The organism is Geobacter anodireducens (genome assembly GCA_001628815.1).
GTDB classification, from domain to species: Bacteria; Desulfobacterota; Desulfuromonadia; order Geobacterales; family Geobacteraceae; genus Geobacter; species Geobacter anodireducens.
In genome coordinates this window covers 391,081-405,548 of sequence record CP014963.1, presented here as the reverse complement: position 1 = coordinate 405,548, position 14,468 = coordinate 391,081, and the positions used below count along the sequence as shown (strand labels likewise).

Genomic DNA, 14,468 nt, shown 5'->3' with positions numbered 1-14,468 from the left:
GTTGACTGGAACGCCTCGGTCGGTCGGCGTCCCATGGGCCCCCGTGAAGGTCCGGCCCATTGTTCGTTGTTCGTTTCTTCCCTGCCCATTAAGGTTCCCGGTCCCTGGTCCCCGTTTCCTAAATGATCACTGCCGAATCGATGTTGGTAAACACATTTCCCTGCATGCTTGCCCGATCCATGGCCGTGATGACTGTCCGGTTTCTGACACTCACCACGAGGCTGCGTCGCCAAGCATGATGAGCGACTCACGGCCCCCCTTCTGGGCCACGCTCTCCACGGCTCCTTCCAGCCGCTTCAGGTCCGTGTCGCTGAAGGTGATTCCCCGAGACTGGAGCCGCTGCTGGGCATGACTCGAGAATTTCACCTCCTGGGCCGGAAGCTTGCCGTCGAGAATCCTGGCAAACCCGCCCGGCTTGCCGGCCGGTTGTGCCGGCTGGGGTTGCGACTGCGAGCGACCCGGGTTGATGGGAAGCGGTTCGGGGAAGTAGATGGAATCAATCATCCCTGAATCACGCTCCTTTCACAGAGAGTATGTTGCCGAGCGGTACATTGATGCCGCCGATGGTTATGTAGGGTTCCTCTCCCTCCAGCATGACCCCTTCGGCCCGGCCGAGGAGCAGCGGAGCGCCGTCAAAGGCCTCTCCCTTGGCGTTGGTCCCCGAGACGGAGAAGGTGTAGCGTCCCTCCGGGAGCGTATTCCCTTTTTCGTCCTTGCCGTCCCACGTTATGGAACCGTCTCCCGCCTGGGTGCTCCCCAGAGTCAGGGTCCGGACAACGGTGTCGGTGTCATCCTTGATTTTGATGGTCACCTTCTGGGCGGTGGCGGGAAGCCGGTAACCCAAGGTGGGCTGGGTGCCGCCGGTGAGTTTGATCAGGTTGCCGCTGGCCGTGATCTCCTTGCCGATGAACGAGACCGCCGAGAGGCTCGTCGCCCCGTTCACGAGGTTGAGAAGATCCGAGAGGTTGCTGTTGGTGTTGTAGGCCTGTTCGACCTGGGTGAGTTGTGCCAACTGTCCGATGAACTCCGTGCTGTCCTGGGGATTGAGCGGGTCCTGGTTCTGGAGTTGCGTAACGAACAGCTTGAGGAAGTCGTCCTTGTTCATGCCGGTGGACTTCTTCATGGCCGCTGCGGCTGCCGTGGTGTCGTTGGTAACGCCGTAAACCACGTTGTTGTACCTCCTTTCCTTCTGTCAGAGCCTCACGTCGACGAGGCCGTTTTCGCGCCGGTCGGTAACGTAGTGGCGCGTGTCTTCCATTGCGACTTGGACGTCCCCGTCGAGTTCTTCACCACGGGCAAAGGAGAAATGGGTTCCTCCCTGGCCTGCCTGCCCCCCCTCGCGGAAGAGCTGGTGCTCGAACCCCTGGCCGGTGCCGGTGGAAACGTCGAAACCGGTCATGGTCAGGTTCTGGCGGGAAAAGTTCTCCTTCAGGTTGTCGAGGTTGTTGAGGAGAATGTCCCTTATCTGGCCGTTGGCCGCCACTACATCCACCTTGACCTGCTGGTCCGCCACCCGGACGTTGATCGTGAGCTCGCCCAGTTCCGCCGGGTTGAGCCTGATGCTGATCCGGCCGTTGCCGTTGGGCTCGCGGGCCGTGACGGCGTCCCGGACCTGGGCCATGATGCTGTCGCGGAGCGAGTGCGACGACTCCGGCGTCGGCCTGGCTTCGGCCGGCTGGGCGGCAGAGGTCTTGCCCGCCTCGTGGCTGGCATGGCTGGCAACGGCATCCTTCATCGCCGTGGACTCCTTGCCGGTGAACGCCTGGTCGCGGCCTTCGGCGAAGTGCTGCTCGCCTGAGCCGTCCCTGACGGTCACTTCCACGTCCAGCGCCCTGACCGGACTCCCGGTTGCTGCATCGGTCCGGACTTCAGCGGACCTGAGCTCGACCGGGCTGACGGTGTCGGCCTTGCCTGCCGGGATACCTTCCGCATGCCTGGCGGGTATCCGGTCGGGATAGGCAGCGGTTGGCCCCATGGTGCGTACCGGAGGCCGGGTTTCCGCGGTCGCCTCCTCCGTCATGCCGACGGACTGGGGCGATTGCTCCGCTTCAGGGAGGACATCGGCTCCCGCCTGGCGGACCGGGGTCCGTTCGACGGCAGCGTTCAGCACCTCCACCGATTTTTCCGCCGCGGTTTGTCCGGCCGGGACGGAAGAAGCGGCTGCAACCGGTGCTTCCGTCGGCGTGGCTTGCGCCATGGAGTGGGCCATGGTCGATGCGGACGGCTCGGCCACGGTCGTGGTGACCGGAGACGAAACCGGCGCAACGGGCGCTGCCGCTGCCGTTCCGGATGAAGAGGCGGCGGATTCCGGTGCAGGCGCGGCCTCTGCGGGCAGAGGTAGCGGGATGGGCGGAGCCAGGCTTGCCAGGGCCGCATCGGTGGCGGAAGGGTTCTCCTGGTCCTGGTTCCGGGCGGCATTCTCAGGAGACCCGCTCGACGCATCCGGTACTTCCTGAGTGGCTGCGTTCGTCGTGACGGGCGGCATGAGCAACCCGGCAAAGAGCGAGGCGAAGAGACTGTCGTTGCCGGCAGGCTGGGCAGGGGCTTCAGACGGGACTCCGCCGGCCGGCACGACCTGCGGGGCGATCTGGATCAACTGCATGATTTCCATACGTGTTCACCTCCTTTCGTGTGGGATGGAAACGCTGCAGAGAGCGCTTTCCAATGCCATGCTATTCTGTTGTCAAGGAACTGACTCTCAAACAAAACGACGCACGGACGCAACCTGTCGCGGCATTGCTGCCGGTGGTGCATAGTGCGTCCGTGCGTCCTGACTGGTGCGGCGGGCGGCCTTCCGTGCCTTCCCGCCTTCTGCTTCGTGCGTCTACTTGGCCGCCAGGCTGTGGCGGGTCCAGCGCAGCGCCCGCTCCTGCTTCATCAACGGCAGGAGCTTGGCAACGCGTTTCTGGTCCATCTCGTTCAGGATTTCGAGAACCTCCCCCTCGTCCATCTTGTCGAGGAGCTGCGCCGCCTCGGCGGGCTTGAGGGTCTTGTACACCTTGAGCATCTTCTGGTAGTTGGCGCTTTGTACCTTCTTGCGGGCATCCAAGGAGCGGTCCAGGGCCGCCTTGGCCGCCTCCAGCTCCTTTACCCGGGCTTCGAGCTTGGCCGAAAGGTTCTTCAGTTCCTGTTCCTTCACGGCCAGGGCCGCCTCACGGGCCGCCACCTGCTGGCGCTTGGCCTCCACCAGGGCCATCTCGCCGGCAACGCTCTTGGCACCGGCCGCAGCCATGGGAGCCTGAGCCTGGGGCTCGCCGGCCGCCGACTGGGCACCGGCGGGCGGCGACGATACCGGCGGTGCCAGGAGGAGCACTCCCGACATCACCACAATCGTTGCCAGGAACGACTTCTTCATTACCGCGCAACCTTCTGCAGCGCCATCTCGTCCAGGAAAGCCCGCTCACGCTCGGCCATCTCCCGGCGGAAGGCGCGCATCTGCTTCTCCTTGAGGAGTTCCAGGGCCTTCTTCTCCTTGGCGGCGTCCATGAGATCCTCGCGTTTCTCGCTCATCTTCCGGTTCAGGTTATCCACTTCGATCCGCTGGAACTGGATGTCCATGTGCTTACGGGCAAAAAAGTCCGCATAGAGCTTCAGCTCATTGGCCGTGGTGCCGACGGCCTGCTTGTTGTTGTACTCCACCCGGGCGCGGTCGGCCTCGGCCTCGTGCCGGCTCAGCACGTCGGAGGCATGTTCGAACTCGTGCCGGGCCGTGGCGAACTCCAGCTTTTTGACCTTTTCCACTTCCTTCCGGTAGTTGAGAACCTGCTGTAACTGAAAACCGTGCTTGTGCGTCATGACGGGCTCCGGAACATGGCGGTTTCAGGAGAAATTCCCCCTGTTCCCTTCCTCGTGCAATCAGAGTGCCATCCCCTCATCGAAGATATCGGCAAGTTCCGTTATCGACTGTTCCATGGAAACCCCGTCGTGGATTCCCTGGCGGATGAAGTTGACCATGCCGTCCATCTTGGCGATGGCATAGTCGATGGTCGGGTTCGATCCCGGCTTGTAGGCGCCGATGTTGATCAGGTCCTCGGCTTGGCGGTAGGCGGCGAGCAACTCCTTGAACCGGGAGGCGAGCTGCTGCTGGCCCCGGTCGGTCACGTCGTTCATGACCCGGGAGGCGCTGGCCAGGATATCCAGGGGAGGATAGATGGCCCGGGCCGCCAGTTCCCGGTTCAGGACGATGTGGCCGTCCAGGATGCTCCGCATGGCATCCGAGATCGGTTCATTGAAATCGTCCCCCTCCACAAGCACCGTGTAGAGGCCGGTGATGCTTCCGTCCAGAAAGCTGCCGGTCCGCTCCAGGAGCTTGGGCAGCGCCGCAAAGACCGACGGGGTGTACCCCTTGGTGGTGGGCGGCTCGCCGATGGCAAGCCCCACCTCCCGCATGGCCATGGCAAAACGGGTGGCCGAGTCCATCATCAGCAGCACCTTCTTCCCCTGGGCCTGGAAATACTCGGCAATGGTGGTGGCGATATAGGCGCCCCGCATCCGGACCAAGGGGGGCTGATCGGAGGTGGCCACCACGACCACGGACTTCTTGAGCCCCTCCTCCTGGAGGTCCTTCTCGATGAATTCGCGCAGTTCGCGCCCCCGCTCCCCGATGAGGGCGATGACGTTCACGTCCGCTTCGGTGTAGCGGGCGATCATGCCCAGCAGTGTCGACTTTCCGACACCGGACCCGGCCATGATTCCGACACGCTGCCCTTCGCCGCAGGTGAGCAGCGCATTGATCGCCCGGATGCCCAGATCCAGCGGCTGGCGGATCGGCCGCCGCTTCATGGGGTTCACCGGATTGGCGTAGATGGGGTACTCTTCACGGATGGCCAGGGGGCCCTTATCGTCGATGGGCACCCCGAGTCCGTCGATGACGCGCCCCAGCAGCCCGGGGCCCACGCCGAGGGAGGCTTTTTTCCGCTTGACCGAGATGAGGCTCCCGAGCCCCACCCCGCGCAACTCGCCCAGGGGCATCAGCAGCGTCTTGTTGTCCCGGAAGCCGACCACCTCGGCCGGGATGGGATCGCCGTCATTGGGGTGGACGAGACAGAGGGTGCCGACCGCCGCATCGGGGCAGAACCCCTCGATGACGAGCCCCACCACCTGGGTCACCTTGCCGTGGAACCGGATCGGCTTCATGGCATCCACGGCGGCGAGATAGCGAGAAAGATCAATCCTGGACATCGTCGCGCGGTCTCTCTTCACGTCCCTTGACCCAGGCGCCCTGTCCCTTGAAGGGGGCGATGGTCTCCTCGCCGCCAAAGGCGAGGTCGGCATGGGAGTCAACATCCGGTACGCTTGACGGCTCCACGGGAGCGCTGCGCTCCTCCAGCAGCGAACGGTAGATCTCGTCCAGTTGGGCCTCGATCCGGGCATCCACCGTGCCGGTGGCGGTTTCTACGAGACATCCCCCCGGGCCGATGGTTTCATCGGGGGCGAGGGTTATGGCCGATTCCTCGCCGAGCCCCTCAAGGAACGCCTGGCGGTTGACCGAAACCTGGGCGTAGTCGTCAGGGTTCAGGCGGACCACCACCCGGTCCCGCTCGGTGCATCCCCCCACCGCTGCGGCAACAATGGCCGCCAGTACCTGGGGGTCCTGTGCCACCTCCCGCTGGACGATCTTGCGGGCGATCATCACCGCGAGCCGCAGCAGATCCTCCTCGCTCTCCTTCATGACACGGCTGCGCAGGCCGGTCAGGGCGGCGACTCCGTCCCGCAGGGACTTGAAGACATTGGCGAGCCCCCGTTCCGCCTGGCGGCGCCCCTCGTCCATGCCGTTGCGGAAGACCTCGTCCACCCGGGACTGCAGCTCATCCTCGGCCAGCACCACCTTCCCCTCGAGATCGAACGGGACGACCGGCGCCGGTTCGGGCTCCTCCTCGAGCAGAAGCCCCGGCAGGGGCGCCGGCGCACCCAGGGCACAGGGGACGAAACCGTCGGCTTCCGGAGGCAGTTCCGACGGCGCTTCAGCGGCAATGAAGCCGAAGCTGTAGCTGCGGATGGACTGGGGCGGCAACTGGTCCACCTTGATGATGCGGGAAGCCTTAGACGAGGACATCGTCGCCTCCGCGACCGGCAAGCACCACCTTGCCCTCTTCCTCCATGCGGCGAACGATCTTGATGATCTCCGACTGCCCCTTCTCCACGTCCGACAGGCGGACCGGCCCCATGACCTCCAGGTCTTCCTTGATCATCTCGGCGGCGCGGCTGGAGATGTTGCGGAAGATCTTCTCCTTGATCTCGTCCGGCGCGGTCTTCATGGCAAGGGTCAGGGTGTCGTTGGAAACCTCCCGCATGATTGCCTGGATGGAGCGGTCGTCCAGCTTGAAGATGTCTTCGAAGGTGAAGAGGTGCTTGCGGATGACCTCGGCCAGAGGCGGGTTGAGGGTATCGAGCTTCTCGAGGATCTGCTTTTCCTTGCTCCGGTCCAGGTGGTTGAACATGTCGACGACCTTTTCCACGCCGCCGACCTTGTAGCGCTGGACACCGCCCATGGCGGTCAGTTCCCGCTTGATGACCTCGTCGATGTCGGCAAGTATCTCGGGTGAGACCTGATCGACGTCGGCGATCCGCATCACCACCTCTGCCTGGAGCCCCTGGGGGAGCATGGAGATGATCTCGCCGGTCTGCTTGGCCCTCAGCTTGGCCAGGATGACGGCGATGGTCTGGGGATGCTCCTGGGAGAGGAAGTTGGCAATGGTCTTGGCATCCAGGTTGGCAAGGACGTCGACCATGTCGCCAAAGCTCGACGACTGGAGCTCCTTGAGAAGGATCTCCGCCTTCTGGGGCCCCAGGGTCTGCTCGAGAATCTTGCGGACGAACTCCTCACCCTGGGAGAAAATGCCCGTCTCGGGGTTGGTGAGGGAGGTGTACTCCGTCACCACGTCCTGGATGACGTTGCGCGGCACATGGCCCAGAGTCGCCATGCTCTTGGATATCTTCTTTATCTCGTCGTCGTCCAGGTGCTCGAATACCTTCGAGGTCGCTTCGGGACCCAGGTAGAGGAGCAGTATGGCCGCCTTATCGGTTCCGGTCATGGATTCGAGCCCTATTCCTCACCCTTGTCTCGCAGCCAGTTCTGGATGATCTGGGCCGCTTGATAGGGTTCCTGCTTGATCTTGTTGATGAGCTCCATCTGGCTCACGGTCTGGTTGCCGATCTGCAGCCGATGGATCTCTGCGATCTGGTTGAGGGCATCCTCGGCCGTGGGGATCGGCTCGAAGGTAGTGCTCTTTTCCGGCCTGAGGATCTTCAGGAGCGGCCGCACCACAAAGAAGAGAAGCGCCAGGAAGCCGAAGCCGATCAGGCCGTTTTTCAGCAGGGAGAGGAAAACGGGGGCGTTCCACCATTGGTCTGCCTCGCCGGCCCCGGCATCGCCCGTATCCTGGAACGGGATATTGACGACCGTCACCTGATCGCCCCGCTCGGCATTGAAGCCGACCGAGCTTTTCACCAATGCATCGATCTTCTGGAGTTCGTCCGGCGAACGGGGCGAGTACTTGGGCTTTGCCTCTTTGCCGTCCTTGCCGGCTGCGGCGGCATCGTACTTGCCGTCCACCAGGATCGCCACCGAAACCTTGGAGAGGGTCCCCACCGGCTCGATGGTGCGGGCGGTGGCACGGCTCACCTCATAGTTGAGGGTCTCGTCGTTCTTGCTGCCGCCTCCGGCGGTTCCGGCGGGCTGGCCGGCCGCCCGTCCCAGGTTGGTCTGCACGCCGGGCACCCCGCCCGTGACCGTCGAGCCGTCCTGCTTTTCCTCGGACCGCTGCTCACTGCGGACCACGGTCTCGGGGTCGTATTTTTCCTCGTAGCGCTCCACCTGGCGGAAATCGAAGACCGCCGAAACCCGAGCCACGGACCTGCCGGTGCCCACGGCCTTGTCCAGCAGCGACTGGAGGCGTTCCTCGGTGCTCCGCTCATAGGCCCGCTGGACCTCCTGCATGGAGGCGGTCATCTTGCCGGTTGCATCGCCGGGGGTGTTCTTGGACAGGAGCTTGCCCTTCTGGTCGAGGACGGTCACATGCTCCGGATTCATCCCCTCGATGGCGGACGCAACCAGGTGGACAATACCCTGCACGTCGTTTTCCCGGAGCTGGCGCTGCCCCTTCACCTTCAGGACCACCGAGGCCGTGGCCGGTTTTTCGTCTTCCTTGAAGAGCGACTTCTCAGGGATCACCAGGTGGACCCGGGCCTGCTCCACCCCGGAAATCTGGCTGATGGTGCGGGAGAGCTCCCCCTGGAGGGCCCGCTGGTAATTGAGCTTCTGGACGAAATCGGTCATGCCGAAATTCTTCCGGTCGAAGATCTCGAACCCGACCCCACCTCCCTGGGGCAGGCCGTCGGAGGCCAGCGAAAGCCGCAGGTCGTACACCTTGTCGGAGGGGACAAGAATCGCCTTGCCGTCGGCGGCGATGCGATAGGGGACCTTCTGCTCCTTGAGCTTGGTCACGATCTCGCCGGCATCCTCGCTCGTCAGGTTCGTGAAGAGGGGGCGATAGTCGGTCCGGTTCGCCACCAGGATCAGGATGGTAAAGGCGACGACCGACAGGCCCACAACGCCCCCCACCACCCAGCGTTTGGCCGGCGGCAGAGCCATGAATGGCTGGATCAGTTTGTTCAGGGCTTCAGGCATGAAGTACTCCGGCGGGGATCAGGACTAGACCTGCATCCGCATAACTTCCTGGTAGGCCTCGACCGCCTTGTTCCGCACCTGGCTCAGGAACTGGAACGAGATGGACGACTTTTCCATGGCGATCATCACCTCGTGGAGCCCCTTGGATTCGCCGGACACGAGTCCCTTGATGGCGGTGTCCGACTGGGCCTGGAGCTCACTCACCTTGGACACCAGTTCACCGAAGAATTTGCCGGTATCGGCGGCCAGGTTGCCGGGTTTCGCTTCCCCGGCTCCCGAGGGGAACGCCTGGGCTATGCCTAATCCGCTCTCGATTCCGTCTATCACGTGGTCCTCCTGAAAAAATCTTAAAGTTTCGTCGGCTCCTGCCGACACGTTCTCATATGGGGGGCTGTGTCGAATCCCCTTTTTGCGTAAAAAAAAAGAACACGACTTCCCGGGCTTACCGCGAACCGATCTCCAGGGTCTTCAGGGCCATATTCTTGGCCGCCTGCATGGCGGTTACGTTGGCCTCATAGGCCCGGGTCGCGGCGATCATGTCGGCCATTTCCTCGACCACGTTCACGTTGGGAAGGGCCACATATCCCCGGGCATCGGCGTCGGGATGGGCCGGGTCGTACTGGAGCCGGGGCGGATTGGGATCTTCCACGATGCCGGTCACCTGGACCCCCTGGGGGGCGTTCTTGCGCATCCGGTCGAGTGCCGAGCGGAACCCCTCGCCCACCTGGGTGGCGGCGAACACGGCATCTTTCCGCTTATAGGGCCCCCCCTCGGCGGTACGGGTGGAGTTGGCGTTGGCCAGGTTGGCGGAGATGAGGTTCATCCTGGTCCGCTCGGCGGACAGGGCGGAAGAGCTGACCTGCATTGCGCTGAAAAAGTCCATGGCTACTGTCCTTTGATGGCGTATTTCATGCCTTCGAACTTCTTGGTCAGGATCTGGATCGAGGCATTGTACATGATCTGGTTCTCGGCCATGCGGCTCATCTCGGCCTCAAGCTCCACCCCGTTGTTGTCGCGCCCCGGAGTGGGGGCCGGGGTTTCGATGACCGTTCCCTCCACGCCCTGGATGGACGCGGCCTGCCCCTTCAGGGGGATGTGCCGGGGATGGGTCGTCGCGGGACTCCCCATCGTGTTGCCCTTGAGGGCGGTGCCCAGTTCCTTTTCGAAGGAAAGGGCCGTGGGCGTGTAGTTGGGGGTTTCGGCATTGGCCAGGTTGGCGGAAATCTTGGTATGGTTCCTGGCCCTCAGGTCAACCGCCTTGGCCAGGGCGTTTATGGTCGTTCCGAACATAGAGTCGACAGGCATCTCGTTCCTCCTTTGTCTCCCGCATTGCGGATAGAGCAAAAGCCGTACCAGCTTTTCCAGCCCGTCTACCCTCCCGTAATCAGGGACAAACTACTCTTTCCCCCGGCATTCACGTCAAAAGTTTGAACAAAACCCGGTCAGACCGGCGTCATTCTCCCATCCTCACGCCCAAAGAAAAGGGGAGCACATACGAACTCCCTTTTTCTTACCCGGCCACCCTGGAATCCAGGTCATCATTTTGACTTGCGTACCATTCCCGTCAACTCCATATCGGCCAGGAGACGCGCTGCCATGTCCCGCCAATCCGGGTCAGCTCCCTCCTTGGCCACTGTCCCGAGGTAGCGGGCAGCCTCCTCGTAGCGCCCTTCGGAGCGGGCGATCTCGCCCAGCTTGTAGAGGAATGGATCCCGCTCTTCGGGAGAAGCCTCGGCGGCAGCCCGCAGAATCTCCTTGGCCCCCGTGCGGTCTCCCCGGGACAGCCGCGCAGTTGCGGCCACGTAGCTTGCGTCGGCGGCCAGCGGCGACGAGATTTCGCGCCGCCGGAGCTCGGCCAGAAAGAGGAGCATGGCCCGCTCGGCATCGCGCCGGTTGCCGGAGGCGTCCAGGGACTTGCCCAGATAGTACAGGCTCTCGGCGTATTCGGGCCGCGTTCCCGACGCCAGCATCCCCGACAGCCGCCCCACCGCCCGCTGGGTATCGCCCCGGTTATACTCGACCGCGGCAAGCTCCTCGCGGAACCGCTGGACCCATGGGTGGGCCGGGAACCGCTCCACAAATTCACCCGCAGCCTTCTCCATGAGGGCTGAATCCCCCAGTTGCCCGGCATCGTGGAGAATCCTGCGATAGAGCTCGGGGGCGTGCGCCCGGTTCTGCTCGCGGATGGCGAGATTCGCGTACAGGCCGACTTCTTCCTTGATCCGTCCCTGGTCGGCAAAGGCGGCGGACAGATTCTTGATGAAGTCCTCCTCGGCCAGCACGCGGCCGAGATAGTCCCGGTTGTCCAGGGCGAGCTTCACCAGCGCTTCATTGTCACCGGCGCGGGCGATCCGGCGGTAGACCGGCACCAGGAGCTCCTCGCGCATCCCCTTGGCAATGCTGACATACATCCCGCGAGGGAATTTCTTCTCGTATTCAGCCACCCGGGCAAAGGCCTGGTCGGCATCGCCATAGAGGGAGAGCAGCAGAGCCGCCTTGAAGAGCCCCTGTTCACGCAGGCCGAAATCGCTGCCCCGCTCGTAGATCTCCAGGTAATCCTTCACCAGCGAGCTGTAGGCCGCAGGCTCCAGGGCAAGCAGCCGGCGGTCGGCCAGCTTCATCCGGGCCTGCCAGTTCCCTTTGCTGCCGGTAAAGTTGTCGGCAACGTTGCGGTAGATGGCCATCGCCTCCTGGTCCTTCCCCTGTCGCACCAAAATGTCGGCCATGCGCACCAGGAGTGCCGGCGCATATTTTTTGTCGGCCAGGCCGGCGATGAGCGAGCCGAGCAGCCGACGGCCGCCCGCCAGGTCGCCGTTGCGGGCCACGCTGTCGGCATAGCAGAAGGCCGTGGACGGCGACCGGGAGAGGAACACGGGCCACTGGCGCTCCGCCTCGCGGAAAAAGCGAAGGGCGTCCCCATATTTCTGGAGGAGATAAGAGGCCTCCCCCAGCCGGTAAAGGGCCAGGGGGCGGCCGGGGGAAGTGGCGCCTATCCCGGCGAAGATCTCAGCGGCCTCGCTGCCGTTGCCTTCATAGAGGGCAGCCTCGCCGTCCATGATCAAAGCGGCCTCGGCAGGAGGGGTCATTGCTTCGAGCACCCGCCGGTCGGTGGGGGTAAAGGGTATCTCGGACTTGAACGGCGGGTCGAAGGTGGTGATGAGCTGCTCGACTCCCACCTTGATCCCCTCGCGCCCCTGGGCGAGGGGAGGCGAGCGGCGGGGAACCAGCGACGCCCCCACATCGAGGGAGACAACGCCGACACCGGCTGCGGTTGAGACGCGCACGCCCCGGGGATCCCCCTTGACCGTCACCGTTACCGTGAGGTCATTGCCGCGCGACGCTACGACCACCCCCTCCACATGCGCGTCGCGGTAGCTTCGCAGCTTCTTCCAGCGGCCGCCCGCAGTGTTGCTGAAAACGAGCCGGACCCTGTTGCCCGGGAGCGGATGCAGAACAGGGGCGGGATCACGCTCGAACGCCATGGAGAGACGGGTAAATCCCCCATGGCCGCGCACCCCCACGCGCAGCAGACGGTTGTCCGGGCCGGGATCGGCGCCGGACGTGGCGACCGCGGACAACGGCAGCAGCACAAGAGCACAGAGCAGCAGCTTGATGATGGAACGAATCATGGCATGGACACCTTTTGCGGCCCCGGCACCGGGGAGCCGGATGGCGGGATGGATTTCCCCGGACATACCAAGGCAAAAGCCGTGCCGTAAAACTACACCCTTTACCAGGGCGGACAAGGGGGATTCGGCGGATCAGCGGGGGTGAGCGTCAAAGGGAGGGCAATGGCAGGTCACAATTTTGACACAGACTAGAAATAACGTCAGGCGGCCTTCAGGAACTTTGCCACCTTGGCCACCACCTCGTCGGGCTGGTAAGGCTTCACGATAATGTCACGGGCGCCGTACTTGACCGCCTTGAGGACGGCGGAGCGCGTCCACTCCCTGGCGCACATGATGATGGGGAGGGTATCGCCCTGGGCAATCGCCTTGATCTTGATGCAGACCGCCATGTCCCGGTCGTCGCCGTTGTGGATGCCCAGAACCACGAGCCGCACCCCGCCCTGGTCGAATATCTCTCTGATATCCGCGTCAAGGCCTGCCTCCACCGGCTCGTACCCCTTTTCCTCCAGCAGCGCGCGGATGTGCTGGCGGTCCGATTCATCATCCTCCAGGATGAGGACCCGCCGGCAATTTTCGTCCACTGGCAGCGGCCCCCCGGCTACGGCGGCCACAGATTCCGACGCCGCCTCGCCATTGGCCTCAGCCCCGACTTCGTCCCCCTCGACAGCGGCAGCCTCGCCAACGGCCCCTGCCGCGGCTTCGTCCGCCGGCGGCTCGGGCTCCTCAGCGGGAGGATCGAACAACAGCGCCAGTTCCACGGGGATGAGGACGTCCAGGTTCCCCATCTCCATGCCGCTCAGCTCCATACGGCCGCGGAAGAGGAGATACTCGCCGTCGGGAACCGGTTCGGTTTCGGTCAGCTCGGTGCTTTCCGGGATGAACTTCTTGGGGGGGACGACCTTCAGGTGTACCTTGTTGCCGAAGGAAGGCTGGAATACCGAGTTGAATGAGCCCACCACCTGGTTGACGATCTCGGAAAAGGCATCCACATCGTCGTTTTCCATGATGGCGAGCCGGCGCTTTTCATTGATGCGGGCCGTGGGGATGCCGAGCAGGAATCCGCTCATGCAGATCGCATCGCGGAGGCCGAACACCACATGGAACTTGCCCGCATAGTCGCCGCTGGCCGTAACCTCGGCCACGAAGCAGACGTCATCCATGTCGCAGAAGTACGTCTGCCGGTTGGTGGCAATGCGGTCTGCCTCGCCGATGGCGAGTTCCTGGCCGAGCAGCATGCCGCTGTCTTCGGCGGCTTGCCGGAACGAATTATTGACAACGTCGGTGAGTGTGCCGAAACCTTCCATGGCCGGAAAAAGCTCCTGCTTGACTTAGGCTTCCTTCTGAAGTTTCAGGCCCACAAGAAACCGCGCATCGTCAATGATGAAAGGAATGATGACGCAGTCGTTGTCGGCCATGGCGTTGAGCGTGTACTCCTCGCCCGAAATAACGGTGGGCACCGACAGGTGCAGGTCCGTCCCTCCCTTCGAGAGGGCCATCTTCACATAGCCTCCGAGCATGTTGGCGATCTCGCCCAGGGCATCGTTCACATCCTCGCCCACCTCTTCCACCTCCATGCCGAGCATGTTCGAGGTGACCTTGAGGGCGAGCTCCAGGGGGCAATGGATCGAGAGGATCCCCGAGTAGATGCCCGCCAGCCCCACCATGCCGGTGACGCTGCAGTGGAACGTGGTAACGGGCTCCCTCAGCGGGTACTGGTCCTGGGGCTCCATCATCACCATGGTGCCGAAGACTTCTTTTGTCGCCCCGATGATAAAGCCGGCGAGTTGCTCCTCGCTCAGCTTGCTCGACGAGGCCACATCGGAGTTGAGACTCATAGGAGGCTCCCGAGTTTCTCGTTGAGCTGGTCCGGCGTGAAGGGCTTCTTGATGCTGTCGCTGGCTCCGCTGGAAATGGCTTCTTTCAGGATATCCTCGCCACCTTCGGTGGTGATCATGACGATAGGCGCCTTGTGGCCGTTGGCCCGGGCCTGCCGGATAAACTCAAGGCCATCCATGTTCGGCATGTTGATGTCGGAGAGGATCAGATCCACGCTTTTGCCGGAAAGGACGTTGAGCCCTTCGATCCCGTCACCCGCCTCGAAGATTTCGTCCACGGGCAGCCCAGCCTGCCTGAGCGAGCGGGAAATGATTTTTCTCATGGTCGAGGAATCGTCCACGATGAGTACGTTGGCCATTGGTGTCTCCTTCATT

The 14,468-nt window shown here is 63.3% G+C and carries 15 protein-coding genes and 1 pseudogene; all 16 read right to left on the bottom strand.

Annotated elements, in window-relative coordinates; translation table 11 throughout:
* Window positions 1-118: 118 nt before the first annotated feature.
* The 16 genes and pseudogenes from A2G06_01875 to A2G06_01800 all read right to left on the bottom strand — a co-directional run bounded on the left by A2G06_01875 (window position 119) and on the right by A2G06_01800 (window position 14,452).
* Window positions 119-504 (bottom strand): annotated as a pseudogene (locus A2G06_01875) (flagellar protein).
* Window positions 505-511: 7 nt separating this feature from the next.
* Window positions 512-1,168 carry a flagellar hook capping protein gene (locus A2G06_01870; protein ANA39341.1) on the bottom strand — a complete coding sequence of 219 codons (657 nt, stop codon included), beginning with the start codon at window positions 1,166-1,168 and terminating at the stop codon, window positions 512-514.
* 24 nt (window positions 1,169-1,192) lie between these two features.
* Window positions 1,193-2,611 carry a flagellar hook-length control protein gene (locus tag A2G06_01865; GenBank protein ID ANA39340.1) on the bottom strand — a complete coding sequence of 473 codons (1,419 nt, stop codon included), beginning with the start codon at window positions 2,609-2,611 and terminating at the stop codon, window positions 1,193-1,195.
* Between the two features lie 213 nt (window positions 2,612-2,824).
* Entirely contained in the window at window positions 2,825-3,340 is a 516-nt protein-coding gene (locus A2G06_01860; protein ANA41567.1) for a hypothetical protein, read from the bottom strand.
* 14 nt (window positions 3,341-3,354) lie between these two features.
* A complete protein-coding gene (locus A2G06_01855; GenBank protein ID ANA39339.1) occupies window positions 3,355-3,795 on the bottom strand; it encodes a flagellar export protein FliJ in 441 nt (146 codons plus the stop codon).
* A 60-nt stretch (window positions 3,796-3,855) separates the two neighbouring features.
* Window positions 3,856-5,181, bottom strand: a complete 1,326-nt coding sequence (fliI, locus tag A2G06_01850) for an EscN/YscN/HrcN family type III secretion system ATPase (GenBank protein ANA39338.1) — start codon at window positions 5,179-5,181, stop codon at window positions 3,856-3,858.
* Window positions 5,168-6,055, bottom strand: coding sequence for a flagellar assembly protein FliH (locus A2G06_01845; GenBank protein ID ANA39337.1), 888 nt, complete (start codon window positions 6,053-6,055; stop codon window positions 5,168-5,170). Before A2G06_01845 ends, fliI begins: the two co-directional genes overlap by 14 nt.
* On the bottom strand, window positions 6,042-7,034 hold the full coding sequence (locus A2G06_01840; GenBank protein ID ANA39336.1) for a flagellar motor switch protein FliG: 993 nt from the start codon (window positions 7,032-7,034) through the stop codon (window positions 6,042-6,044). Before A2G06_01840 ends, A2G06_01845 begins: the two co-directional genes overlap by 14 nt.
* A gap of 11 nt (window positions 7,035-7,045) precedes the next feature.
* Window positions 7,046-8,629 (bottom strand): flagellar M-ring protein FliF, encoded by a 1,584-nt coding sequence (locus A2G06_01835; protein ID ANA39335.1) that lies wholly within the window; start codon window positions 8,627-8,629, stop codon window positions 7,046-7,048.
* A gap of 24 nt (window positions 8,630-8,653) precedes the next feature.
* Window positions 8,654-8,956 (bottom strand): flagellar hook-basal body protein FliE, encoded by a 303-nt coding sequence (locus A2G06_01830; protein ID ANA39334.1) that lies wholly within the window; start codon window positions 8,954-8,956, stop codon window positions 8,654-8,656.
* A 115-nt stretch (window positions 8,957-9,071) separates the two neighbouring features.
* The gene (flgC, locus tag A2G06_01825; protein ID ANA39333.1) at window positions 9,072-9,512 is read right to left on the bottom strand and encodes a flagellar basal body rod protein FlgC; all 441 of its coding nucleotides are present in this window, start codon (window positions 9,510-9,512) and stop codon (window positions 9,072-9,074) included.
* 2 nt (window positions 9,513-9,514) lie between these two features.
* Window positions 9,515-9,934: a flagellar basal-body rod protein FlgB gene (locus tag A2G06_01820; GenBank protein ID ANA39332.1), complete on the bottom strand. Its 420-nt coding sequence runs from the start codon at window positions 9,932-9,934 to the stop codon at window positions 9,515-9,517.
* Window positions 9,935-10,167: 233 nt separating this feature from the next.
* A complete protein-coding gene (locus A2G06_01815) occupies window positions 10,168-12,258 on the bottom strand; it encodes a hypothetical protein (protein ID ANA41566.1) in 2,091 nt (696 codons plus the stop codon).
* A 200-nt stretch (window positions 12,259-12,458) separates the two neighbouring features.
* Window positions 12,459-13,562, bottom strand: a complete 1,104-nt coding sequence (locus A2G06_01810) for a response regulator (GenBank protein ID ANA39331.1) — start codon at window positions 13,560-13,562, stop codon at window positions 12,459-12,461.
* Between the two features lie 24 nt (window positions 13,563-13,586).
* Window positions 13,587-14,093 (bottom strand): chemotaxis protein CheX, encoded by a 507-nt coding sequence (locus A2G06_01805; GenBank protein ID ANA39330.1) that lies wholly within the window; start codon window positions 14,091-14,093, stop codon window positions 13,587-13,589.
* Window positions 14,090-14,452 carry a two-component system response regulator gene (locus A2G06_01800; protein ID ANA39329.1) on the bottom strand — a complete coding sequence of 121 codons (363 nt, stop codon included), beginning with the start codon at window positions 14,450-14,452 and terminating at the stop codon, window positions 14,090-14,092. The genes A2G06_01805 and A2G06_01800 overlap by 4 nt, the downstream gene beginning before the upstream one ends.
* Window positions 14,453-14,468: the final 16 nt, after the last annotated feature.

What these genes read in the sequence shown, in the direction of transcription:
- A2G06_01855 (ANA39339.1), bottom strand. Translation starts at nt 3,795, where the DNA reads ATGACGCACAAGCACGGTTTTCAGTTACAGCAGGTTCTCAACTACCGG.
- fliI (ANA39338.1), bottom strand. Translation starts at nt 5,181, where the DNA reads ATGTCCAGGATTGATCTTTCTCGCTATCTCGCCGCCGTGGATGCCATG.
- A2G06_01805 (ANA39330.1), bottom strand. Translation starts at nt 14,093, where the DNA reads ATGAGTCTCAACTCCGATGTGGCCTCGTCGAGCAAGCTGAGCGAGGAG.
- A2G06_01820 (ANA39332.1), bottom strand. Translation starts at nt 9,934, where the DNA reads ATGCCTGTCGACTCTATGTTCGGAACGACCATAAACGCCCTGGCCAAG.
- A2G06_01865 (ANA39340.1), bottom strand. Translation starts at nt 2,611, where the DNA reads ATGGAAATCATGCAGTTGATCCAGATCGCCCCGCAGGTCGTGCCGGCC.
- A2G06_01810 (ANA39331.1), bottom strand. Translation starts at nt 13,562, where the DNA reads ATGGAAGGTTTCGGCACACTCACCGACGTTGTCAATAATTCGTTCCGG.
- A2G06_01815 (ANA41566.1), bottom strand. Translation starts at nt 12,258, where the DNA reads ATGATTCGTTCCATCATCAAGCTGCTGCTCTGTGCTCTTGTGCTGCTG.
- A2G06_01840 (ANA39336.1), bottom strand. Translation starts at nt 7,034, where the DNA reads ATGACCGGAACCGATAAGGCGGCCATACTGCTCCTCTACCTGGGTCCC.
- flgC (ANA39333.1), bottom strand. Translation starts at nt 9,512, where the DNA reads ATGGACTTTTTCAGCGCAATGCAGGTCAGCTCTTCCGCCCTGTCCGCC.
- A2G06_01800 (ANA39329.1), bottom strand. Translation starts at nt 14,452, where the DNA reads ATGGCCAACGTACTCATCGTGGACGATTCCTCGACCATGAGAAAAATC.
- A2G06_01835 (ANA39335.1), bottom strand. Translation starts at nt 8,629, where the DNA reads ATGCCTGAAGCCCTGAACAAACTGATCCAGCCATTCATGGCTCTGCCG.
- A2G06_01845 (ANA39337.1), bottom strand. Translation starts at nt 6,055, where the DNA reads ATGTCCTCGTCTAAGGCTTCCCGCATCATCAAGGTGGACCAGTTGCCG.